Below are 22060 nucleotides of genomic sequence, written 5' to 3'. Positions count from 1 at the left end.
TACTTCAGGAGAACCCATGAACCACGAGACCGCGAAGTCGGCAGCGCTGTTCGAGCGCGCCGAACACGTCATCCCCGGTGGAGTGAACTCACCGGTGCGGGCATTCAAGGCCGTCGGAGGCACCCCGCGCTTCGTCACCTCGGCGACGGGAGCGTGGCTGCGCGACGCCGACGGCAATGATTACATCGATCTCATCGGTTCGTGGGGTCCCATGATCATGGGACATTCCCGCCCCGAGGTGCTCGCCGCCGTGCAGGAAGCCGCCGTGAAGGGCTTCTCCTTCGGCACCCCGTCGACCGGTGAGGTCGAACTCGCCGAGGAGATCGTGGCCCGCGTCGACCCCGTCGACCAGGTCCGGCTCGTGTCCTCGGGCACCGAAGCCACCATGAGCGCCATCCGACTGGCCCGCGGCTACACAGGGCGAGCGAAGATCGTGAAGTTCGCCGGCTGCTACCACGGCCACGTCGACTCTCTGCTGGCCCAGGCCGGCTCCGGTCTGGCCACCTTCTCCCTGCCCGACACCCCGGGCGTGACCGGCGCCCAGGCCTCGGACACGATCGTCGTCGACTACAACGATGCGGCCGGCCTGGAGGCCGTCTTCAACGAACACGGTGACGAGATCGCCTGCGTCATCACAGAGGCCAGCCCGGGAAACATGGGCGTCGTGCCTCCACGCGATGGCTTCACCAACACCATCCGGCGCCTGACCAAGGCCCACGGCGCACTGATGATCAGCGACGAGGTGATGACCGGCTTCCGCGTCTCCGCCGCAGGCTGGTACGGCTTCGAAGCCGAATCGCTCGGCTACCCGGAAGGCCCTGCCGACCTGTTCACCTTCGGGAAGGTCATGGGCGGAGGCTTCCCCGCCGCGGCGTTCGGCGGACGCGCCGACGTGATGGAGCACCTGGCACCGACCGGGCCCGTCTACCAGGCCGGGACCCTGTCGGGGAATCCTGTGGCCACGGCCGCCGGTCTGACCACACTGAAGCTGACGACCGAACTCGATGTGTACTCTCACATCTCTCGCGCGGCGGAGGCTCTGCGGCCCGCGGTCACCTCGGCGCTGGAGGCCGAAGGGGTCGCACACACCATCCAGTCGGCGAATTCGATGTTCTCCGTCTTCTTCACCGACCGTGAGGTCATCAACTACGACGATGCACGCACGCAGAACGTCGAACGCTATTCCGCGTTCTTCAACTCGATGCTCGATCAGGGTATCCACATGCCGCCGAGTGCCTTCGAAGCCTGGTTCCTCTCCTACGCCCACACCGATGAGATCCTCGATCAGATCATCTCGGCCCTGCCCGCCGCGGCCAAGGCCGCAGCATCGGTACCGAACACACAGGTGAACTGATGACCACGATCCACCTGGTCAGACATGGGGAGGTCGACAACCCCGAGGGCATCCTCTATGGTCGGCTGCCGAACTTCGGCCTGACCGAACGCGGCCACGAGATGGCCCGACGCGTCGGCGAGCATTTCGCCGCCGCCTCGGCGCCTCCGGTCGAGCTCGTGGCCTCCCCGCTGCTGCGGGCACAGCAGACGATCGCTCCGCTGCATCAGCGACTCGACCTGCCTGTCTTCACCGACGACCGTGTGATCGAGGCCGCAAACTCCTTCGAGGGGCAGAAGGTCAACGGTCGCAGGCTGGCCGAGCCGCGCAATCTGGTGCGTCTGTACAACCCGCTGACACCGTCTTGGGGCGAGCCCTACAGGCAGATCGTGCTGCGCATGCAGGCAGCCATGGCCAGCCTGCGCGCCAAGCTCGCCAAACACGGCCCCGAGGCCGAGGGGGTCATCGTCTCCCATCAGCTTCCGATCTGGATGACACGTCTGGCGGGGGAGTCGCGCTCACTCGTCCACGACCCTCGGAAACGGGAGTGTGACCTGGCATCTATCACCAGTTTCACATTCGAATCGTCCACACTTGTATCCGTGAGTTACGAGAGCATCTGTGCAGATCTGCAGCCCGGGCAAGCGGTGGCGGGAGCATGAATGCCCGCCCCAATCGGTTCAACCGCACCAACCCGATGAACCGCCGCACCCTCCTGACCGGACTGGTCGCCGGCACCGCTGTTGTGCTCAGCGCCTGCAGCGAGAACGATGAGCTGGCCGATCAGGCCGGATCCGACCAGGGCTATGTGTCCGGATCCGGTGTCGTGTCACAGGTGGCTGTCGAGGAACGCGGCGAGCCGCTGGAGCTGAGCTTCGAGACGCTCGAGGGGACGTCGATGTCGCTGGCCGATATCCGGCCCACCCCGATCGTCATCAACCTCTGGTACGCGGCCTGCCCGCCGTGCCGGAAGGAAGCCCCGGCACTGAAATCCCTGGCCGAAGAGTTCGGCGATGAGGTCCAGTTCCTGGGCGTCAACGTCCGAGATCAGGAGGCCGCGGCCAACGCGTTCATCTCGAATTACCAGATTCCCTACGCGAATATGCTCGACACCGACGGCGCCATGGTCGCGCTGCTCTCGGGCGTCCTCCCACCGCAGGCCACGCCTTCCACGGTCGTCCTCGATGCGCAGGGCCGCGCCGCGGCCCGCGTCGTGGGAGAAGTCGATGAGTCGACGCTCAAGGGACTCATCGAGGACGTGCAGGCGGAGTGAGTGGGATCGGGGCGGACTTCGCCCAAACGGTTCTCACCGGGCCGCTGCTTCTGGCTGCCGGCGCGGCCGCACTGGCCGGGCTCGTCTCCTTCGCCTCACCCTGCGTGCTGCCTTTGGTTCCCGGCTACGTCGGCTATGTCACCGGGCTGAGCGGATCCTCCCTCAGGGACAAAGAGACCTGGCGGGTCGTCGTCGGGATTGCACTCTTCGTCCTCGGCTTCACCATCGTCTTCGTGCTGCTGGGAACCGGGTTCTCGGCCCTGGGCGCGATGTTCTCACAATGGCAGGACATCCTCATCAGGGTCCTCGGCGTCGTCGTCATCATCGCCGGCTTCGTCTTCATGGGCGGTTTCGGCCTGCTCCAGACCGAGCATCGGATCCGGGCCCGTCCCAAGGCCGGCCTCTGGGGTGCACCGGTCCTCGGCGCCACCTTCGCCCTCGGCTGGGCACCCTGCGTGGGCCCGACGCTGTCGGCAGTGCTGTCGATGTCGGTGAGCTTCGGCGGAGACGGAACGATCTGGCGCGGGGCACTCCTGGCATTCGTGTACTGCCTGGGCCTGGGCATTCCGTTCATCATCTTGGCGGTGGCGATCCACAAGGGCGCCGGCCGTCTCACCTGGGTACGCAGGCACCAGACGGCGATCGTGCGTGCCGGGGGCATCATGCTCATCGTGTTGGGCGTGCTCATGGCCTCGGGGCTGTGGAACGCGTGGATGACCTCTCTGCAGGGGCTGATCTATGATTTCGAAGTGGTGATCTAGTGGCGAAGAAGACCGCCGACAAGAAGGCTGACAACAGCAAGCAGGGTGGCAGCCACAAGTCCGGTGTGACCCAGCCGCAGCTGGGCTTCATCGGCATGTGCCGGTGGGCGTGGCGCCAGCTGACGACCATGCGGGTGGCGCTGATCCTCCTCCTCGTCCTCGCCATGGCGGCGATTCCGGGCTCATTGCTGCCGCAGCGCATCCAGGATCCGGGCCGGGTCAACACGTTCCTCGAATCCAACGGCGCCTGGGGCCAGTTCCTCGATCGCGTACAGATGTTCGATGTGTACTCCTCGATCTGGTTCTCCGCCATCTATCTCCTGCTGATGATCTCGCTCATCGGCTGTGTGATCCCACGTTCGGCCCAGCATTGGAAGGCCATGCGTTCGGCCCCGCCCAAGGCACCGAGGCGGTTGGGTCGGATGCCCGGATACGAAACCTTCACCTCGGCGACGGGATCTGCCGAATCCCGCGAAACCGCAGACCAGGATTTCCTCGACGCAGCCCAAGCCCGACTGAAGAGGCTCGGCTACCGGACCGTGCGCAACACGGATCATGTGGCGGCTGAACGAGGCTATCTGCGCGAGACCGGCAACCTCGTCTTCCACATCGCTCTCCTCGTCGCGACTCTGACGATGGCGATCGGTTCCCTGTTCGGATATGAGGGTCAGCGGATCCTCGTCGAGGGCGACACCTTCACGAACTCTCTGGTCGCCTACGACTCGTTCGAACCGGGCTCCTACTATGACGCAGACAACCTGCCGGACTTCCGGCTCAAACTCGACGACTTCGACGCCACCTTCGACGACCAGGCCCCGGGCAGCCAGTTCGGTCAGCCTCGTACCTTTGATGCGAAGGTCACGACCACTGCCGATGGGAAGAGTGAGAAGCACACTCTGCGGGTCAACGAACCCGTGCGCGTGGCCGGGACGGGCGTCTACCTGACAGGAAACGGGTATGCCCCGGAAGTCACGGTCAAAGATGCCAAGGGGCAGGTAGTGCAGTCCGGCCCGCAGGTGTTCATCCCTGACGGCGGAGACCCCGGCTACACCTCCGAGGGCGTCATCAAGGTCCCGGACGCTGCGGGGACTCAGATGGGATTCGTCGGTGTCTTCCTGCCGACCGCGACTCAGAATGAGAACGGCGAACTGGTGTCGAGCTTTGCCGGTCTGCGCAACCCCTACCTTGTGATGAGCGGATACACCGGTGACCTGGGTCTCGACGACGGGACGCCGCAGTCGGTGTACACGATCGAGGCCGAGAATATGACGGAGATGACCGATCCTGACGGCAATCCTCTGCTCATCCAGCTGTCCCAGGGAGAGACTCGGGAGCTTCCCGATGGCGGTTCGGTGACATTCGACGGAGTCAAACGCTACATCGCCGTCGACATCTCCCAGGACCCGACGCAGGGTCTGATGCTCGCCAGCGCGATCGCAGTGCTGCTGGGGCTGGGGCTGTCCCTGTTCATCCCGCGTCGACGCATGTGGGTGCGGATCAAGGACGGCCAGGCAGAAGTCGCGGCTCTGGCCCGCGGCGAGGACTCGATGGTCGAACGGGCGGCGGAGGACCTCGCGAAGGATCTCGCCGACGAATCTGGCGACGAAGCCGAGGGTCGGAGCCGTGGGCAGCGGAATGCCCGGGGTCGCAAGGCCGGGGGAGACGAGTGATTAGCTTTAAGTACTACGCGGAGTAGAATTGTCGCGGGTCGGCCCCGACACAGGCGGCCCGAACACAGCAACAGCCCGGCGCAATGGAAGAGCACCGTAAGGTGCGGAGGATGTATGGACGTCAACACTGACCTCGCAATGTGGTCGAACCAGCTCATCATCTCGGCGATGATCGTCTACGCCGTCGCCATGATCTTCTATGCTTTCGACCTGTTCGGCGGGCGAGAGCTCAAACAGGCCGAATCCGGCGCGGCCAGCGCTGCGAAGCCGTCCACTGTGCGACGGACGAACAGGAAGGCCACCACAGCACTTCTCGATCCGCCGCAGACCGACGCTTCGGTTGAGACCACGACCGGATCGGGCAGGGACAAGCCTCGGCGCGGGGCGAGGATCGGCACCTCGCTTCTCGTTCTTGCAGTCATCCTCCATGCGGCTGCTGTGCTGACGCGTGCACTGTCCGTGATGCGTGTCCCGTGGGGCAACATGATGGAGTACGTCCTCACCGCAACTGCGATCACCGTCATCGTGTTCCTCATCGTCAACGTGAAGAAGGACATCCGCTACCTGGGAACCATCGTGGCAGGCGGAGTGCTCCTGTGCCTGGGGTTGGCGATCACGGTCTTCTACACCCCTGCTGCGAAGCTCATCCCGGCGCTCGACTCGTATTGGATCGCCATTCACGTGCCGATCGCGATCCTGTCGACCTCGCTGCTCTACATCTCCGCGATCCTCGCCGTGTTCCAGATCCTCAAGGCTACGCAGGAGAACAAGGACCCGAAGTGGCTGCGATTCATGCGACGGATGCCCGCAAGCATCGACCTGGAACGGTTCTCCTACACGATCGCCGCGGTCGGCTTCATCACCTGGACGTTCACCCTCATCGCCGGCGCCATCTGGGCCGAGGTGGCCTGGAGCCGCTACTGGGGCTGGGACTCGAAGGAGATCTGGACATTCGTCGTCTGGGTCATCTACGCCGCATACCTGCACGCCCGAGCCACACGCGGCTGGGGACCGACGAAGGTCGCCGTGCTCAACCTCATCGGCATCGCCACCGTGATCTTCAACTTCACCGTCGTCAACATGTACTTCAACGGCCTGCACTCGTACTCGGGACTGTAGCCGAGCCGATCAGTTGACGCCTGCGAGCTCACCGTCTGCGGCCCTGACTGATCACACACTCGATTCCGATGAGCGATGGCCGAGTCGAAGCTGATCATGTCAGTTTCCCGGGCACACACGGAGATCCGGTCACACGCTGAGGCTCGGACTGCACGAGCTGCAGGGAGTCCGGGAAGTCTGCGAAGGAGTCCGCCGAGGGGTGCATCCGGATCGGTCCTCAGCACTGTACGGGCTTCAGGCCAGGCACCAGGCGGTCAGGATGTCCTCCGCCCGGAGACCCTGTCTGCCCGGAACCCGTGAGCCTCCGTGTCGCTTCGAGCCCCGGGTGAGTTCGAGTGGTCGCTCAGTTCGAGTGGCCGCGGCCGTCGCCGGTGGATCCGTTCGAACCATGTTCGTCGGTGTCGGCGGAATGAGTGTCGGAATCGGAGGAATCTTCGTCGTCGCTGTCATCAGCGTCGGGAGTCGTGTCCTCGGGCTCCTGTACCTCGGGAGCGTGCTTGCCGAGTTTCACGTCGCGATCAACCTGCCGCAGGTAGTCGTCGTCATCGTCGGGGGCGCTGGGGCCGCGACGGCGAGGTGCTGCTGAGGGCTTGTCTTCGGAACCGCGACCGAAAAGATACCACAGGACGAAGCCGATCACGGGAATGACCAGGATGATGATCGCCCAGACGGGTTTGGGCAGGACTCGAATCAGACCACGATCGCGCAGAAGGCAATCGAAGAGTCCGTACAGTGTGACCGCTGCCGCAAGGACAATCGCGGCAATGAGAAATCGAGCCATGCATCCAGGATAGTCCACTAACCTGAACACCTGCCCACACGGGCTGTGATGAATCACTGATTCGGACGGACTAAAATAGGTGCAATGCGCAACTTCTGGATCTACACATTGGCCCGTCTTGGCATCATCGTCGCCGTGGGGCTGATTCTGCAGCCATTCCTCGGATTCAATCTCGTCATGGCCATGGCTGCGATCATCATCGGAGCAATCCTCAGCTACCTCTTCCTGGGCGGCATGCGCGCCAAGGTGGCAGACGATATCGAGACCCGCGTGGCCAAACGGGCCACGACCCCCAAACGGAAGGGCGAAGACGAGGACGCGGAAGACCGAATCGTCGACGACGAGAACTGATCCAGGCTACGGGCTCGGGTCGGACTAGAGGGCCAGTCCCAGTCCCAGCAGAGCGGCGAAGGCCAGCGCGGTCAACCCTGTTGACTTGATCGGCGGAATGAGCCCGGGGCCGGTGGTTCCCCGCAGCACCGTCTTCAACGGATTGAGCGCGGGCACCAACGCGAGGATGGCCAGTGCCACGGCCGGATGCCCATCGAGGATCGCCAGAGCCAGCAGCGCGAAGGGCACCAGCACGAGGCTCGCATACGCGATCCGTGACCGATTGTCGCCGAGGCGAACGGCCAGAGTGATCTTGTCCGCCGCGATGTCGGTCGGGATGTCGCGAAGGTTGTTGACCATGAGCACCGCCGAGGCGAGGGAACCGATGGCAACGGCACCGGCCCAGCCGGCGAGGCTGAGTCCGCCGACCAGCATCCACATCGTTCCCAGGGTGGCCACGAGACCGAAGAAGACGAAGACGAAGACTTCGCCCAGACCCATGTATCCGTAGGGCTTCTTGCCGCCTGTGTAGAACCAGGCGGCCGCTACTGCAGCGGCGCCGACGATGAGGAACCACCACGCCTGAGAGATGAGGACGAGGACGATTCCGACGACCCCGGCGAGACCGAAGAAGAGGAAAGCCGCACGTTTGACCGTGCTCGGCTCGGCCAGGCCCGTGGCCGTGAGACGGACCGGACCGACGCGCACGTCGTCGGTGCCGCGGACGCCGTCAGAGTAGTCATTGGCGTAGTTCGACCCGATCTGCAGGCAGAGTGAGACCATGAGGGCCAGCACCGCCCGCAGGAAGATCTGCGGAAGCGAATGGTCGTGGCCGTTGCGCGTGTAGTCGCCGATGATGAATGAGGTGAAGCCGCCGACGGAGCCGATTGCGGCACCAGTGCCGATGAGGACGGGTGCAACAGCCAGCGGCAATGTTCGTAATCGGGCGCCGGAGATCCACTGCGCGGCAGTTGCCATTGGGCGGGATACCTTCCTCACGAGAATTCGAACCGTTTCATATTACCGATAGTTCACTTATTAGGGTATTCGCGCTCCGAAGCCGATCATTCCTCCGTCTCAGCAGCTTCAGCCGGTTCAGCTAGCCCAGCCAACTCGTCCGCGAGCCTGGCCGCAGCCTGTCTGTCGGGTTTGCCGATTGAACGGTGGGGGATCTCCGTGACAGGAAAGGCCAGCCGCGGCAGAAGTTGTCCTTGCATGTGGTGGTCGAGTCCGCCCAGATAGCGCGCGAACTCACGCGGCGAATCCTCAACCTTCGCCGCAGCAGGTGGAACCCGGCCCTCGATCCTCACGAGAGCCACGAGCAGCTTGCCCCACTCCTCATCGGGCACCCAGGTCACGAGCACCTCGGCGATCCCATGGTGCTGCCAGGTGGGCAGCAGCCCGGTTTCGAGCGCATGAGGTGAGACGTTCGTGCCTCCGGAGACGATGATGTCGTCGGCCCGGCCGAGCACCGTGAGCACCCCATCGTCGAGCCGACCCAGATCGCTTGTGCGCATGGACCTCGCCCCGTCATCGTCGGTGGTCAGCGCCTGGTCGTCGACGGGAGAGATGTGCCCCTCAGGGGTGATCTCGACATAGGAATCGGCCACGACCCGACCGCGCAGGTGGATCGTCGAGGAGTTCGTGATCGTGATCTCGACGCCATCGAAGGGCACTCCGTTGTACACGCATCCACCTGCGGTTTCACTCATCCCATAGGTGCGCACGATGTGGAGTCCGCGTGCATCGGCGCGCTCGAGCAGTGCCGGCGAGATCGCGGATCCGCCGAGGAGGATCGCGTCGAACTTCGCCGCTGCTTCGCTGGCCCGTTCGTCGGCGAGGATCCGGTGCAGCTGGGTGGGCACCAGCGAGGTGTAGCTGGGCCGGTCACCGGATCGTGCGAGAAGTTCGGCGACTTCGTCCGCGAAGGCCTCAGCGGTGAATGTCGCCGAGGCGGCCCGGACCGGCTCCCGGCCCGCGAGCCGGGCGCGCAGCTCCACTTGGAACCCCGCAATATGGTTGATGGGCAGGCTCAGATGCCAATCGCCGGGGCCGGCGAGGAATCGTTCGGTTGCCCGCGCCGAGGTGGTCAGAGCCTCGGCGGACAGGGCGACGGCCTTGGCCGCCCCGGTCGAACCCGATGTGAACAGGACCAGCGCCGGTGCACGGCCGGCACCGGTCCACTGACTCGGAGCCACCTCGGTGATGGATTCATCACGATTGCGGGGCAGGACGAGGATCGACCGGCCCTCCAGGGCACGATCGATTGCACTGGGAAGATCCTCAACGGGCTGTGTGGTCATGGAGTGGAAGTGCTCAGTAGTACCAGGGATAGGGGGACCAGTCGGGGTCGCGTTTTTCCAGGAAGGAGTCGCGGCCCTCGACGGCCTCGTCGGTCATATAACCCAGACGAGTAGCCTCACCTGCGAAGACCTGCTGGCCCATGAGGCCGTCGTCGACGAGGTTGAAGGCGAACTTCAACATCCGCTGGGCGTTGGGGGACTTGCCGAGGATCTCCGTGGCCATGGTCATCGCCGCGGTCTCGAGGTCCTCATGGTTCACGACCTCGTTGACAGCACCCATGTCGGCCATGTCCTGGGCCGAGTAGGTGCGGCCGAGGAAGAAGATCTCTCGGGCCTTCTTCTGGCCGACCATCTTCGCGAGGTAAGCAGAGCCGTAGCCGGCGTCGTATGAGCCGACGTCGGCATCGGTCTGTTTGAACTTCGCATGCTGGCGTGAGGCGATGGTGATGTCGCAGACGACGTGGAGGCTGTGTCCGCCCCCGGCCGCCCAGCCGGGGACGACGGCGATGACGACCTTCGGCATGGTGCGGATGAGTCGTTGGACCTCGAGGATGTGGAGACGACCGGCACGGGCCGGGTCCACAGATTCGCGGGTCTCACCGGTTGCGTACTGGTAGCCGGAGCGGCCACGGATGCGCTGGTCACCGCCGGAGCAGAAGGCCCAGCCGCCGTCGCGTGAGCTGGGGCCGTTGCCTGTGAGCAGGACCGCGCCGACGTCCGAGGTCTGGCGGGCGTGGTCGAGGGCTCGATAGAGTTCGTCGACGGTGTGGGGGCGGAAGGCGTTGCGGATATCGGGACGGTCGAAGGCGATGCGTACGCAGCCCAGGTCGGTGCCGTCGGGTTTGACCGCGCGGTGGTAGGTGATGTCGGTGAAGTCGAATCCGGAGACTTCGCGCCACTGGGAGGGGTCAAAGATTTCAGAAACCGTCATGGCCCCCAGCCTATCGCCTGTCGCCCGACCGCTATGGTTGGCCCATGGCTGATACGCAGCAGATTCCCGAGTCGATCACCGAACTCGTGCCGAATTTCCACGTTCTCGCTCTCCCCATGGTCACCCGGTTCCGGTCAATCACCGAACGCGAGGTCATGCTCTTCGAAGGTCCCGACGGATGGGCTGAATTCTCCCCATTCACCGAATACGGCTCGGTCGAATCCTCCCGGTGGCTGCGGGCCGCGCTCGAGTTCGCAGGGCTGCTGCCGGGGGCAGCCGAGGCTGGATCTGCGACCGTCGGCCAGTCTGTCGGCCAGCCTGTCGTTCAGTCTGTCGCGGTCAATGCGACTCTGCCTGCGTGTGCGACATCTGAGGTCGGTTCGCTCCTTGCCCGCTACGGTCCCGTTGGTACGGTCAAGGCGAAGGTCGCCGAACACGGAATCGCTTCCCTGCCCGAGGATCTGGAGCGGCTGCGAGAATTCCGGCGGTTGTTTCCCACGACGACGCTGCGACTTGATGCGAATGCCGGGTATGCGCTGCCCGACGCGCTGACCGCCTGCACCGAATTCGCGTCCTTCGACCTGCAGTACCTCGAACAGCCCGTCGCAGCCGTCGAGGATATGGCGCGGCTGCGCGAGCACCTCTCGGCTCAGGGACTGCCGGTGGTCCTGGCCGCAGACGAATCGATCCGAAAGGCCGAGGACCCCCTCCGTGTGGCGGAATTGGGCGCCGCCGAGGTCGTCATCGTCAAAGTCCAGCCGCTGGGCGGGGTCGCTGCCGCACGGTCGGTGCTCGAAGCCTGCGGTCTGCCGGCTGTGGTGTCGTCGGCGCTGGAGTCCTCGGTTGGGCTGGGCGCCGGTGCTCAGTTGGCTGCCACGCTGCCGAGCACACAGCGAAGTCGGGAGATCCTCGGCGAGAAGCCGGCGTGCGGTCTGGGCACGGCGCGACTCTTCGCCGAGGATGTGGTGAGCACGGATCTCGGCCTCAGCCCCGTCGACGGACAGATCCCGGTCACGCGAATCGTCCCGGACCCACGGCGCCTGAAGGGGCTGGCAGTGGATCGGGGGCGATTCGACTGGTGGTCAACACGGCTGCAGGAGTGCTGGAGAGCACTGCGGCCGACGCTGCTCAGCTCATTGCCGTGAGGTTGCTCAGCCCACGTTCTTGACGGCGTCGACGAATGCCTCGGCGGTGTCGGGCACTGACTTCTCATCATCGGTGTCGGCGACATTGGCGGCGGTGACGATGTTGTTACCGACTCGGCCGGTGACTGTGTCCGCGTTGAGGACCGTCTGACCACCGGCGCTGATCTTGGCGCGGACGCCGACTGTTTCGTCGGCACTGGGGACTGCGGCATCGAAGGTTTCGTAGGACATCTTCATCTCGACGCCCTGAGATTCGACCGTGACGTCCTTGCACTCCTCGGTGATCTTGGTGGAGTTCTTCAGCTGTGAACCCGCGGCATCATCGTCGGAGAAGCTCATGAGCGCCACGCTCAATGTGTCGTCGGACGAGATTCCGCCGACGGTGTTTCCCTTGCTCTGCTGGGCGACGTTGAGGGCCGCCATCGAGAGGTTCTTGCATTTTGCGGGTTCGAACTCGGAGGTTTCGAGTACCTTGACCGCGTCGCTGCCCGAAGCCGCGGACATGTCGAAGGTTGTGTACGACTGTCCGTCGACATCGGTGGATTCGATGATCTCTGTGAGCTGATCCTTGTCGAGCTGAGTGGCCGCGGGTGTCTCTTCCGAGGCGGGTTGGGCGGTGGAACCGTTCTCTGCCTTGTCGTCCTGAGGATCATTTCCCGTACAGCCTGTCAGGCTGAGTCCGGCGATGAGAGCGATGGCTGGGAGTACGCGTTTCATGGGTGACCTCTCGAGGACAGCGTTCAATCGGTAGGAGGGATGGTCACGGCATTGCGACCGTCATCACCATAATCTGTGTCGGTCCCACCATAAGCCTTATCGGTATCACCATAAACAGTGTCAGGTCGAGTTTCGGTGTGATCATGTGCCGAATCGGGCACATCGGCGGTTCAGAATGCCTTGTCAGTCGCTCCGCCCTGCGTATGGCGAGCCTGCGCCTGCGCAGACTGTGCCTCGGGGATTTGAGCATCGTGAACGTGCGGGGCCGAGTCATCCGGCGCCGACGCGATGTGAACCGTCGTGACTTCGGACTGACCCACCGTCGTAAAGTGCTGGGTGCGCTTGCCGGGGATGATCGGATCGTGCATGGCCGCAGCCAGTCGACCGGTGAATGTCAGACGCCCCTTCTTGTCGGCTCGCTGCGGATAGTCGTTCGTGCCGGTGGGGCCGACGACGGAGATGTCGTATCGGCGGCGGGGTTCGTACAGGCCAGGTGTGCGGACCCGGAAGCTTCCGGTGCCGGTCAGGGAGAAGCCTGCCGTGCTGACGGAGCCGAAACACACGATCTGGGCACGCCGTCGCGAGATCTCGACTCGCCACCCGTGAATGTCGAAGAGGGCATGACCTGTCAGATACGAGAACTCACCACCGTCGGCGACGCGGGGACCACCTCGGCGGCCGTCGGAACTGCTCCCTTTGCGATCTTCGAGACTGCCGCCTCGGCGCTCGGCGCTGCGGTTGTCGGAGCTGGCGTAATCGCGTTGGCGACGCAGAGTCTTCAGCCAGGCGCCCAGCTCCCGTTCCCAGCTGGTCCAGTTGTGCAGGCCCGTGGTGCGAGGGAACCACGAGTGTCGGATGCCCAGCGCATTCAGCCGCGCGGAGAATCGTTCACCCTGCTGGTTGACCATTGATTCGAGGAGGTCGCGGTCCTTTGACTCTTCGAGGCTGCCGGAGCCGGCGCTGAGCCACAGGTGCAGGCCCTGCAGGTTCTCCGCCAGGCCGTAGGGGGAGTTGGCGATCCATTCGCTGCGGTCGGCGACGGGATCACCGAACAGGGTCATCGACTTCGCGCCCTCCCGCATGGCGATGATGTCGAAGGCCGGTATCGCAGACAAGGGATCGAGTGGGGAGGAGAACGCCGCCGCCCAACTGTAGCGGTCCGGGTGCCAGGCGGCATACTTCATCGCCCCGTATCCGCCCATGGACAGTCCCGCCAGGAGTTGGTTCTCGGGCGCGAAGTCCACTGAGTAGTTCTTGCGCAGGAATTCTGGGATCTCCTTGGTGTGGAAGCTCGGCCAGTCATGGACCGCGCTGCCGACCGCCACCCGGGAGTAGGTTCCTGCTCCCGCATCGGGCATGACGACCAGGTAGGGCGAGTCGAGCGTGAGCTCCTCGGCCGCACCGAAGTCCGTCCACGATCGGAAGTCGTCGCCGCCACCGTGATAGAGGTGGATGACAGGGCTGACCTCCTGTGGAATTCCGGGCAGCAGCACGCGCACACCGACGGTGCGACCCAGCGCGGGAGAGTAGATGAAGAACTCCCGCAGTCGGTTCGACAGCTTGCGTTTGTCGCGGATGTGCCACTTCCTCGCGTCCTTTCCGCGTGGCTCGGGACCGAGGAACGAGCTGTTCTGGTCGAGGGTTGGGAAGCGTCCTCTGTGGGAGCGGGCAGCGGTCAGCGAACGGATCGCACGCGCCCCAACCGCGAAGAGAATCGATCGGCGCATGGGTCAACCGTAGACAGTCAACGTGAACCGCAGGTGGGTTAGTGGTTGAATATCAGGTGATGTTGAATTCGAGCGCAGTGGCGCAGCAGATTGCCCAGGGGTTGGCGTCGTCCGGAGTCACCGAGGTCGTCATCGCGCCCGGGTCCCGGTCCGCACCGTTGATCTATGCGCTCGCCCCCCTCGCCGAGGCGGGGGTGATCCGTACCCATGTGCGCATCGATGAGCGCGATGCCGGGTTCCTGGCACTGGGACTGGCACGGGGTCTGCGCGCAAAGCAGAGTGCTGGGGCTGATGCTGCCGATGGTGGGGCCAGTGCTGGCGGGTGTGGCACCGTTGCGCTGGTGACGACCTCCGGTTCGGCTGTGGCGAACCTGCATCCTGCGGTGCTTGAAGCCTCGTACGGGCATCTTCCGCTCATTGCGATCACAGCAGATCGGCCCGCTCGACTGCGGGGGACAGGTGCGAACCAGACGATCGATGATCAGTCGCAGGTGCTCAGTGATGTGCGTGCCCGTTTCGATGTGCCCGCCGGAAGTGCCGATGCAGAGGACCTGATCGCCGAGGCAGCTGCCCGGTCGTTGGGTGCAGGTCATGACAGGCATGGCCTCGGGCGCGAATCCGGGCCCGTCCAGTTCAACGTCCAATTCGATGTGCCGCTCGTGCCCACGGTCGACGAGCTTGCCCATTGGAAGACTCACGTTCGGACGCTGGCGGCGAAGTCCGCGAGTATGACGGGCAGCGCGCCTGCCGCTGAGCGAACCGCCTCGGTCCGCATTCTTCCGGGCACGGTCATCGTTGCCGGAGACGCTGGTGGCCACTCGGCCGATTCGCTGTCCGCGTTGGCCGAGGAGTACGCCACTCCGGTCTTGGCCGAACCATCGAGCCCGCTGGCGTTCGAACTGCGGGCCTCGCACATTCTTGTTCCCGCACATGCTCGTGTGCTTGCCGATTGTGAAAATCTGCGCACGGCGATCCGCTCTGTGATTGTGCACGGAAAGCCGACTCTGACCAGACCTGTTGCGGCACTTCTTGCGGACCCGGAGATATTGATTCAACGCCTGCCTGATGATGTCGATGCAGTCGCGCTCTCTGCGTCTGCCGATGAAGGTGGGGAGATGGCTGATGCTATGGCCTGGTGCGATGAGTGGGTGGGGGCGGGTGAAGCTGTCGTTGCCGACTCGCGGCGTGACCGTCGGACGTTGACCGCGACGCAGCCCCTGGCCAAGCAGGCACTTGCGCGAGCGATCACCGAATATTTGGCCGACAGTGCGATCAATCTCTTCGCTGCCAGTTCGAACGCGATCCGCTATCTCAGCGAAGCCAACGACATTCGGGCGCGCATCCATGCCTCTCGCGGGCTCGCCGGCATCGATGGTCTCATCTCGACTGCCACTGGCATCTCACTCGCTCTCGGCGAGCAGGTTGTGCTGGTCATCGGTGATGTCGCAATGCTCCACGATGTGGGCGGTCTGCTGAACCCCAGTGCAGAAGAACAAGGGGAGGTGCTCATCGTCGCTCTCAACGACGACGGGGGCGCGATCTTCTCGGGCCTCGAACACTCACAGGATCACGTGGCCCCGTACCTCGAAAGATACTTCACTGTTCCCCACGGTCGAGATTTCAGGGATCTCGCCAACGCGTACGGGTGGGGGTACGCAGAAGTGAGCGAGTTGGATGATTTTATCGCAGAGTTCGAGAAGGACCGGGGCGATCGCCAGGGCGCACATCGGAAGATCATCGAAGTTGATCTTGCGTGAGCACGACGCTCGGGTAAGCCCGGCGCCACGGTGGACGCAGAGATTCGTCACCCGGTATCTCTGAGGATCAGGTCCTCGAAAAGCTCCTCCGCAGGACTCCGATGCGGGAAGTCGACGATATCGTCTGCTGTCTCACCGGCCGGTGGCTCGTCGTCACCAGCGTCATCGCCGGGTTTTCGCCGCCTGGAATGACCTCGCTTGGCGTCCCCGAACTTGGCGTCCCCGAACTTGGTGACGAACGGGGGAGTGACTGTTTCATACTCTTCTCCCGTCGGGGTTGAGACGGTGAGGTCTTCGGCCGTAGCCTCGTGCCGCCACCCGGGGTGCTCCTTGGCATAGTTGCAGGCCGCACACAGACCCGATGCGTTTGACCACTCCGTCTCGCCGCCCTCGGCAACCGGAGTCACATGATCGGCGTGCCTGATCGGGGCGTCACACCACGGCGTACGACACACATCGTCGCGGAAGACGACCATGCGACGCAGCAAGCCGCCGAAGGTCCGCCGTCGAGAATCCATGCCGACCAGCTGCCCGGTATCCGGTGATGTGAACATACGGCGGATGAAGGTTCGTGCCTGGTTCGCGGCGAGGAAGTTGCGTGCTGTTTTCGCGGGCAATGGTCCATAGCTCGGAATCCATGCCGGCACCTGCCCGTCTGAGAAGAGGCTCTCAGCTTCCATGACGACGTGGATTTCGGTGGGGACATCATCGGCAGAGCCCTGCCCAGTGAGTCGTTCCACCAATACATCGGCCATCAGCTGATTGCGGGTGCGGCCGAAGTCCAGGCCTTCCATCTTGCGCTCGGCGGCATCGGCCTCCAGATTCTCATAGGCGGCGACGGCCTGCTGCAGAGGCAGGGTGGCACTGAGCTGAGCCATGCCATTGTTGAGCGCCTGCAAGGACACATGTCGGCCCGTGCTCGCCGCTTCGGCCCTCTCATGCGCATTGTCAGAGGACACATTTGCCGCCAGAGAGCGGGCCTCGTTCCGCAGCCGGCGATTACCGGCCACAGAGGCACGGTCCTTGAGCTCTTCATCGACGAAGAGACGCTCTTCGGACGTGAGCCATGCCGTCTCATCGGCGATGATGCGAGCCTTGGCTTCGGAAATAGAACCGGTGGCCAGGGCCGCATAGGTGCGAGGAAGATCGTTGACCACTGCCTTGGAAGTCGACAGAAACTTGCGACCCGTCGAAGGTGAGACTCTCTTGGCCAGCGCGATCTCATTGCCGGCGTACTTTCCCTGTTCGCGCGTGGGCACGTCATTGGCGGCGTCTTCGCGCTGGCGATGCGTATGGAAGGCTACAGCCTCACGCGCCTGAGCAGCTGCGGCGGCCGCTGCGAGCTCTTCGAGCGAGCGAATGCGGGTCTGCGCCTCCCAAGCATTGTCCGCCGGTTCGAGGTCACGCAGAATCCGGCACCACCGATCGATCTCGGTGGTGATGCCCGGGAGCCGGGCCCACGAACCAGGGCCCCGATAATCGGGGTGGTCCGGGTCATCCGCGGGGTGCGTGAACATGTGACCAGACTATGTGGAGACACTGACACAGCCACTGACACGAGATCGACATACCTTGACACCGTGTCAAGCTTGGAAGGCCGCGAGGTCGTCAGCCTCTCATTCCAACCCCAGTGCCCTATTCCAACCCCAGTGCCCTATTCCAACCCCAGTGCTCGGCGCATCGGAGAGAATTTGGCTTCGGTTTCGGCCACCTCGGCGAGGGGGTCCGAATCGGGCATGATGCCCGCTCCGGCGAACAGGCGGATCCGATTGCGGTCCTCGAGCTGTCCACAGCGCAGGGCGATGCCGAACTGTCCGTTGCCGCGATCGTCCATCCAGCCGACCGGGCCCGAATACCGTCCGCGGTCGAGCGGTTCCAGCTCATCCACGTGAGCGACCGCGCTGGCCTGCGGGTATCCGCCGACAGCCGCGGTCGGGTGCACGGCCGCCGCGATGTCGAGGGCGTTGAGGCACGAGTCTGCCGGCAGGTGGGCCGCGGCGTCCGATGCCGAGTGGATGACATTGGCCAAGGGCAGCAGGTGTGGCCGCTCATCGACGCTCACATCATCGGCGACAGAGCTGAGGCTGCGCTGCAGCGAGGCGATTGCGAAGGCATGTTCGGTGCTGTCCTTGTGCGCGCTCAGCAGCTTCCGGGCCGCCGGCAGCTCCGTGGTCGGGTCGCTCTCCACCCGATACGTGCCCGCGAGCACGCGAGAAGACACGCGGTTGTTCTCGACGCCGATGAGCAGTTCCGGCGTGGACCCGATGAGGCCGGCGACGTCGAAGGTCCAGCAGCTGGGGTAGCTGCGGTTGAGCGCACCCAGCACGGATCGCACGTCGATGTCATCGTCCGTGGTGACCAGCTCATCGCGGGCCAACACGATCTTGCGCAACGTGGAATCGTCGGCGAAGGCGTCGACCTCGGCGGAATCTCCGACGGGAGTGAGCATGTGCGAGACCTTGTCGACCAGGTTTGCCCACGAAGCGCTGTCGAGGTCACCGGGCGAGGACGTCGCCGAGGTGACACGGCGCAGGGGTTCGGCCTTGAGCACGGGAGGGGTGGGGGCGGCGCCCTCGGCGATGATGGATGTCATCCAGACGCGACCGCCTCGGCGACCGAGCACGAATTCGGGGACGTGGATGAGGGAATCGATCTCGGATTCACCCGAGTATGCGACGGTGGAAAAGCACATCAGCCCCGAGCCGAGCAGGTCGACCTCGTCCTCGATGGTCGCAGCTGCCGTGATGGCCTTCCACGCGTCCGATAGTTCGGTGAATCGGCTGCGCCCGCGCGCCCTGATGCGCAGGGTGCGGCCGAAGCCGATGAGGCCCGAGGTGTCGCGGACCCAGCAGGAGAACGCCGAGGTGGGCAGGAGCTCCAGCGTCTGTTCGACGGTCGTGGGCAGCCCGGATTCGAAGGGGAATCCCGGCCCCGGTTCGACGTCGTCGACGAAGCGAGAGCGCACGTGCAGTAGCGGGGGTGCGGTGCGGATATCGGAGGTGCTGAAGGTGGTAGTCATTTCGGCCCATTCTAGTCGAGAAATCAGGGCCGCCGACGCGCCGGAGTGCACCGCCGAGCGCTGACTGTGGCCAGTTCCACACCACGCCGAGCGCGGAAACGAGTTCGCGGATTCGCCCCCCGGGTGCAGGTGTTGAGAGAATGGAGCCATGAACCGTGCTCAGCTGGACAAGCAGCCCGACGATGTCGCGTCGATGTTCGATGATGTCGCCTCCCGCTACGACCTCACCAACGATGTGCTCACCTTCGGTTTGGCGCGTACCTGGCGCCGGACGGTTGCGTACTCGGTGGCTGCCGGGCCCGGCGAACGCGTCCTCGATCTCGCGGCCGGAACGGGAACGTCATCGATGACGTTCACGCATCACGGCGCCGAGGTGGTCGCGGGTGACATCTCACAGGGCATGCTCGCCGAGGGCCGTCGCAGGCACCCCAAGATCGACTTCATCTACGCCGATGCGATGGATCTGCCGTTCTCTGCTGAGAGCTTCGACGTCGTCACCATCTCCTTCGGCATTCGCAACGTCAACGACGTGGATGCAGCACTCTCGGAGATGCTGCGCGTGCTCAAACCCGGTGGCCGCCTCATCATCTGCGAGTTCTCGACGCCGACCTTCGACCCTTTCAGCCTCGTCTACAAGGAATACCTGATGCGGGCCCTGCCCGCCGTGGCGAAGGTCGTGTCCTCGAACCCCGAGGCCTACGTCTACCTGGCCGAATCGATCCGTGCCTGGCCCGACCAGGACGAATTCGCCCACAAGATCCTCGACGCCGGCTTCGACCAGGTCAAACATCGCAACCTCACCGGCGGAATCGTCGCCGTTCATCACGCTCTCAAGCCGTGAATAACTTCGACGCCGAGGTCATCGTCGTCGGGGCGGGGCCTGCCGGATCGGCCATCGGTGCCTACCTCGCGCAGGCCGGCCACGAGGTCATCATCCTGGAGAAGTCCGGGTTCCCCCGGGACAAGATCTGCGGCGATGCCCTGACTCCCCGCGCGGTCAAAGAGGTCGGCTTCTTGGGCATGGACACTCCCGAATCCGAGGGGTGGCACAGGAACAGAGGACTGCGTCTCATCGGCGGCGGACACCGCTTGGAACTCGACTGGCCCGACATCGACGGCACGCCGAACTATGGGCTGACGAAGCCGCGGATGACGATGGACGAGGCCTTCGCCCGCCACGCCCAGCGCAGCGGTGCCAGGCTGTTCGAGCAGGTCAAGGCCATGTCCCCGGACGTCGGGGACGACGGCTGGATCCAAGGTGTCCACGCCTCCGGAACCGACCATCGCGGTCGCAGGGTCGGACCCGCGGCCCATTTCACGGCTCCGATCGTCATTGCAGCCGACGGCGTCTCCTCACGCCTGGCTGTGGCCATGGGATTGGAGAAGCGCGACGATCGCCCCATGGGTGTGGCCGTGCGCGCCTATCATTCCTCGCCGAGGCATGCCGATGACTACATCGAGAGCTGGGTCGAGATGCGCTCGAGCAATGCGGCGGGCGAGTCCGAGGTGCTGCCCGGGTACGGCTGGCTCTTCCCACTGGGCGACGGCACGATCAACATCGGTGCCGGCCTGCTGGACTCCTCCCCCCAGTTCGGATCCGTCGACTTCCGCGCCATGATGGGCGACTGGATTGCGGATATGGGACACGAATGGGGCATCGACGAGTCCACCTCACTGGGCCCGATCAAATCTGCGGCACTGCCGATGGCCTTCAACCGGACCCCGCATTTCCACAAGGGGCTCCTGCTCGTCGGCGATTCGGGTGGGATGGTCAACCCTTTCAATGGGGAGGGCATCGACTATGCTCTTGAGTCCGCTCGTCTGGCCGCCGAGGTGATCTCCACCTATTCCCGTTACCCGCAGCGCGTGATGCGGGAGAAACTGCAGGAGTATCCCGCGCTGGTGGGTGATTCCCTGGGCGGCTACTTCACCCTGGGTCGCGTTTTCTCAGCCATTATCGGCCACCCTGCACTCATGCAGTTCGGAATCAAGTACGGTATGGGTGTTGACGTTGTGATGGAATTCGTCGTGAAGTTGTTGGCGAATCTCTACCGCGACTCGAAGGTCTCTGAGGCCGATCTCATCGACCGGGTGATTTCAGCTCTCACTCGAATCGTGCCGGCTACCAGCAATGCCTGAGCTCACCAGCGACTACAACACTGACTACGATGAATGACGAGGACATGAGCCACCTAGCCTCTCCGGCGACTTTTATCGGTGCCGACGCCCAGCTTGCGGCGGATATCTCCACTCAGTTGGAATCCGTCGAGCGCAGGCTCTATGACGTGACCGAGCAGACACGGAAACTGCCGGACACCACGTCCAAGCATCTCCTCGCAGCCGGTGGAAAACGTGCCCGTCCCAATCTGCTGCTGCTCACAGCCCGCCTCGGCGAGGCTGATCGTGATGAGATCATCGACGCGGCCGTCGCCGTGGAGCTCATCCACCTGGCCTCCCTCTATCACGACGATGTGATGGACGATGCCCCGGTTCGCCGAGGTGCCCCGGCCGCACACGAGGTGTGGGGCAATTCCGTGGCCATCCTCACCGGTGACCTTCTGTTCTCGAAGGCTTCAGGGGTCACCGCAAAGCTCGGGCCCGAGGCCGTCGCGGTCCAGTCCGAGACCTTCGAGCGTCTCGTCCTCGGCCAGCTCAACGAGTTCGCGGGGCCACCGGAGGACGCGGACGCGATCGACCACTACATCCACGTACTCGCGGACAAGACGGGATCCCTCATCGCCACCTCGGCACAGTTCGGGGTCATGTTCTCAGGTGCGGATCAGGCCTTGGCCGAGCCCGTGCGGGTCTTCGGCGAACGCGTCGGCATCGCCTTCCAGCTCGCTGATGACATCATCGACCTGACGGCTTCCTCGTCGGTGTCGGGCAAGACCCCCGGGACCGATCTGCGCGAACGCGTCCCCACCCTGCCGGTGCTCTACGCCCGCGCCGCCGCAACCGACGGTGACGTCGCCGCCGTCGAGGTGGTCGAACTGCTGGATGGTGATCTGAGCTCTGACGAAGCACTCGAGACCGCTCGCGCAGCGTTGGCTGCCCACCCGGTGACGTCTCGAGCCCGCGCCGAGGCGGTTCGCTGGGCCGACGATGCGAAAGCTGCTCTTGCACCGCTGCCCGAAGGACTCGTCAAGGAGTCGCTGTTCTCATTCGCCGATTCCGTGGTCTCGCGCAGCGCCTGA

General features: G+C 64.3%; 20 protein-coding genes. 12 read left to right on the top strand and 8 right to left on the bottom strand.

The window, feature by feature from the left end:
* Positions 1-16: 16 nt before the first annotated feature.
* The 6 genes from hemL (at position 17) to ccsB (ending at position 6156) form a co-directional block, all read left to right on the top strand.
* Complete coding sequence (gene hemL / locus L0G76_RS00205) at positions 17-1354, top strand: glutamate-1-semialdehyde 2,1-aminomutase (RefSeq protein WP_304355425.1); 1338 nt, start codon at positions 17-19, stop codon at positions 1352-1354.
* Positions 1354-1995 (top strand): histidine phosphatase family protein, encoded by a 642-nt coding sequence (locus L0G76_RS00200; protein WP_304355424.1) that lies wholly within the window; start codon positions 1354-1356, stop codon positions 1993-1995. Before hemL ends, L0G76_RS00200 begins: the two co-directional genes overlap by 1 nt.
* On the top strand, positions 1992-2606 hold the full coding sequence (locus L0G76_RS00195; protein WP_304355423.1) for a TlpA family protein disulfide reductase: 615 nt from the start codon (positions 1992-1994) through the stop codon (positions 2604-2606). Before L0G76_RS00200 ends, L0G76_RS00195 begins: the two co-directional genes overlap by 4 nt.
* Positions 2607-2611: 5 nt before the next feature.
* Positions 2612-3367, top strand: coding sequence for a cytochrome c biogenesis CcdA family protein (locus L0G76_RS00190; protein WP_304355458.1), 756 nt, complete (start codon positions 2612-2614; stop codon positions 3365-3367).
* The gene (gene resB / locus L0G76_RS00185) at positions 3367-5037 is read left to right on the top strand and encodes a cytochrome c biogenesis protein ResB (RefSeq protein WP_369696150.1); all 1671 of its coding nucleotides are present in this window, start codon (positions 3367-3369) and stop codon (positions 5035-5037) included. The genes L0G76_RS00190 and resB overlap by 1 nt, the downstream gene beginning before the upstream one ends.
* 114 nt (positions 5038-5151) lie before the next feature.
* Positions 5152-6156, top strand: coding sequence for a c-type cytochrome biogenesis protein CcsB (ccsB, locus tag L0G76_RS00180; protein ID WP_304355422.1), 1005 nt, complete (start codon positions 5152-5154; stop codon positions 6154-6156).
* 343 nt (positions 6157-6499) lie between these two features.
* Here the strand turns inward: ccsB and L0G76_RS00175 are convergent, their stop codons facing one another.
* A complete protein-coding gene (locus L0G76_RS00175; RefSeq protein ID WP_304355421.1) occupies positions 6500-6937 on the bottom strand; it encodes a PLD nuclease N-terminal domain-containing protein in 438 nt (145 codons plus the stop codon).
* Positions 6938-7021: 84 nt separating this feature from the next.
* Here L0G76_RS00175 and L0G76_RS00170 point away from each other — a divergent pair, with 84 nt between their 5' ends.
* The gene (locus tag L0G76_RS00170; RefSeq protein WP_304355420.1) at positions 7022-7288 is read left to right on the top strand and encodes a DUF4229 domain-containing protein; all 267 of its coding nucleotides are present in this window, start codon (positions 7022-7024) and stop codon (positions 7286-7288) included.
* Positions 7289-7312: 24 nt separating this feature from the next.
* Here the strand turns inward: L0G76_RS00170 and L0G76_RS00165 are convergent, their stop codons facing one another.
* The 3 genes from L0G76_RS00165 to L0G76_RS00155 all read right to left on the bottom strand — a co-directional run bounded on the left by L0G76_RS00165 (position 7313) and on the right by L0G76_RS00155 (position 10501).
* Positions 7313-8245 (bottom strand): 1,4-dihydroxy-2-naphthoate polyprenyltransferase, encoded by a 933-nt coding sequence (locus tag L0G76_RS00165; RefSeq protein WP_304355419.1) that lies wholly within the window; start codon positions 8243-8245, stop codon positions 7313-7315.
* 86 nt (positions 8246-8331) lie between these two features.
* Positions 8332-9570 carry an AMP-binding protein gene (locus tag L0G76_RS00160; RefSeq protein ID WP_304355418.1) on the bottom strand — a complete coding sequence of 413 codons (1239 nt, stop codon included), beginning with the start codon at positions 9568-9570 and terminating at the stop codon, positions 8332-8334.
* A 13-nt stretch (positions 9571-9583) separates the two neighbouring features.
* Positions 9584-10501: a 1,4-dihydroxy-2-naphthoyl-CoA synthase gene (locus tag L0G76_RS00155; protein ID WP_304355417.1), complete on the bottom strand. Its 918-nt coding sequence runs from the start codon at positions 10499-10501 to the stop codon at positions 9584-9586.
* A gap of 44 nt (positions 10502-10545) precedes the next feature.
* Between L0G76_RS00155 and L0G76_RS00150 the strand changes: the two genes are divergently transcribed.
* On the top strand, positions 10546-11646 hold the full coding sequence (locus L0G76_RS00150) for an o-succinylbenzoate synthase (protein ID WP_304355416.1): 1101 nt from the start codon (positions 10546-10548) through the stop codon (positions 11644-11646).
* Positions 11647-11652: 6 nt separating this feature from the next.
* On the opposite strand, the gene L0G76_RS00145 is transcribed toward L0G76_RS00150, so the two are convergent.
* Positions 11653-12363, bottom strand: coding sequence for a hypothetical protein (locus L0G76_RS00145; RefSeq protein ID WP_304355415.1), 711 nt, complete (start codon positions 12361-12363; stop codon positions 11653-11655).
* A gap of 170 nt (positions 12364-12533) precedes the next feature.
* Entirely contained in the window at positions 12534-14090 is a 1557-nt protein-coding gene (locus L0G76_RS00140; RefSeq protein ID WP_304355414.1) for an alpha/beta hydrolase, read from the bottom strand.
* 77 nt (positions 14091-14167) lie between these two features.
* Here L0G76_RS00140 and L0G76_RS00135 point away from each other — a divergent pair, with 77 nt between their 5' ends.
* Positions 14168-15847: a thiamine pyrophosphate-binding protein gene (locus L0G76_RS00135; protein WP_304355413.1), complete on the top strand. Its 1680-nt coding sequence runs from the start codon at positions 14168-14170 to the stop codon at positions 15845-15847.
* A 47-nt stretch (positions 15848-15894) separates the two neighbouring features.
* On the opposite strand, the gene L0G76_RS00130 is transcribed toward L0G76_RS00135, so the two are convergent.
* Together L0G76_RS00130 and L0G76_RS00125 are read right to left on the bottom strand one after the other, a co-directional pair.
* A complete protein-coding gene (locus L0G76_RS00130) occupies positions 15895-17364 on the bottom strand; it encodes an HNH endonuclease (protein WP_304355412.1) in 1470 nt (489 codons plus the stop codon).
* 137 nt (positions 17365-17501) lie between these two features.
* Positions 17502-18866, bottom strand: coding sequence for an isochorismate synthase (locus tag L0G76_RS00125; RefSeq protein WP_304355411.1), 1365 nt, complete (start codon positions 18864-18866; stop codon positions 17502-17504).
* Between the two features lie 148 nt (positions 18867-19014).
* Between L0G76_RS00125 and L0G76_RS00120 the strand changes: the two genes are divergently transcribed.
* Genes L0G76_RS00120 through L0G76_RS00110 form a run of 3 tightly spaced genes read left to right on the top strand, consistent with a single transcriptional unit; the run spans position 19015 to position 22060 of the window.
* Positions 19015-19707, top strand: a complete 693-nt coding sequence (locus L0G76_RS00120; RefSeq protein WP_304355410.1) for a demethylmenaquinone methyltransferase — start codon at positions 19015-19017, stop codon at positions 19705-19707.
* On the top strand, positions 19704-21005 hold the full coding sequence (locus L0G76_RS00115) for a geranylgeranyl reductase family protein (RefSeq protein WP_304355409.1): 1302 nt from the start codon (positions 19704-19706) through the stop codon (positions 21003-21005). Before L0G76_RS00120 ends, L0G76_RS00115 begins: the two co-directional genes overlap by 4 nt.
* 29 nt (positions 21006-21034) lie before the next feature.
* On the top strand, positions 21035-22060 hold the full coding sequence (locus L0G76_RS00110; protein WP_304355408.1) for a polyprenyl synthetase family protein: 1026 nt from the start codon (positions 21035-21037) through the stop codon (positions 22058-22060).

The organism is Brevibacterium picturae, assembly GCF_030453725.1.
Taxonomy (GTDB): Bacteria; Actinomycetota; Actinomycetes; order Actinomycetales; family Brevibacteriaceae; genus Brevibacterium; species Brevibacterium sandarakinum_A.
Note: the sequence above shows the minus strand (reverse complement) of the source record. Positions and strands in the feature narration are given on the sequence as shown.

Bases quoted from the DNA above. Each gene is read 5' to 3' on its own strand.
- hemL (WP_304355425.1), top strand. From the start codon at position 17: ATGAACCACGAGACCGCGAAGTCGGCAGCGCTGTTCGAGCGCGCCGAA.
- L0G76_RS00200 (WP_304355424.1), top strand. From the start codon at position 1,354: ATGACCACGATCCACCTGGTCAGACATGGGGAGGTCGACAACCCCGAG.
- L0G76_RS00195 (WP_304355423.1), top strand. From the start codon at position 1,992: ATGAATGCCCGCCCCAATCGGTTCAACCGCACCAACCCGATGAACCGC.
- ccsB (WP_304355422.1), top strand. From the start codon at position 5,152: ATGGACGTCAACACTGACCTCGCAATGTGGTCGAACCAGCTCATCATC.
- L0G76_RS00175 (WP_304355421.1), bottom strand. From the start codon at position 6,937: ATGGCTCGATTTCTCATTGCCGCGATTGTCCTTGCGGCAGCGGTCACA.
- L0G76_RS00170 (WP_304355420.1), top strand. From the start codon at position 7,022: ATGCGCAACTTCTGGATCTACACATTGGCCCGTCTTGGCATCATCGTC.
- L0G76_RS00165 (WP_304355419.1), bottom strand. From the start codon at position 8,245: ATGGCAACTGCCGCGCAGTGGATCTCCGGCGCCCGATTACGAACATTG.
- L0G76_RS00160 (WP_304355418.1), bottom strand. From the start codon at position 9,570: ATGACCACACAGCCCGTTGAGGATCTTCCCAGTGCAATCGATCGTGCC.
- L0G76_RS00155 (WP_304355417.1), bottom strand. From the start codon at position 10,501: ATGACGGTTTCTGAAATCTTTGACCCCTCCCAGTGGCGCGAAGTCTCC.
- L0G76_RS00150 (WP_304355416.1), top strand. From the start codon at position 10,546: ATGGCTGATACGCAGCAGATTCCCGAGTCGATCACCGAACTCGTGCCG.
- L0G76_RS00145 (WP_304355415.1), bottom strand. From the start codon at position 12,363: ATGAAACGCGTACTCCCAGCCATCGCTCTCATCGCCGGACTCAGCCTG.
- L0G76_RS00140 (WP_304355414.1), bottom strand. From the start codon at position 14,090: ATGCGCCGATCGATTCTCTTCGCGGTTGGGGCGCGTGCGATCCGTTCG.
- L0G76_RS00130 (WP_304355412.1), bottom strand. From the start codon at position 17,364: ATGTTCACGCACCCCGCGGATGACCCGGACCACCCCGATTATCGGGGC.
- L0G76_RS00125 (WP_304355411.1), bottom strand. From the start codon at position 18,866: ATGACTACCACCTTCAGCACCTCCGATATCCGCACCGCACCCCCGCTA.
- L0G76_RS00120 (WP_304355410.1), top strand. From the start codon at position 19,015: ATGAACCGTGCTCAGCTGGACAAGCAGCCCGACGATGTCGCGTCGATG.
- L0G76_RS00110 (WP_304355408.1), top strand. From the start codon at position 21,035: ATGAATGACGAGGACATGAGCCACCTAGCCTCTCCGGCGACTTTTATC.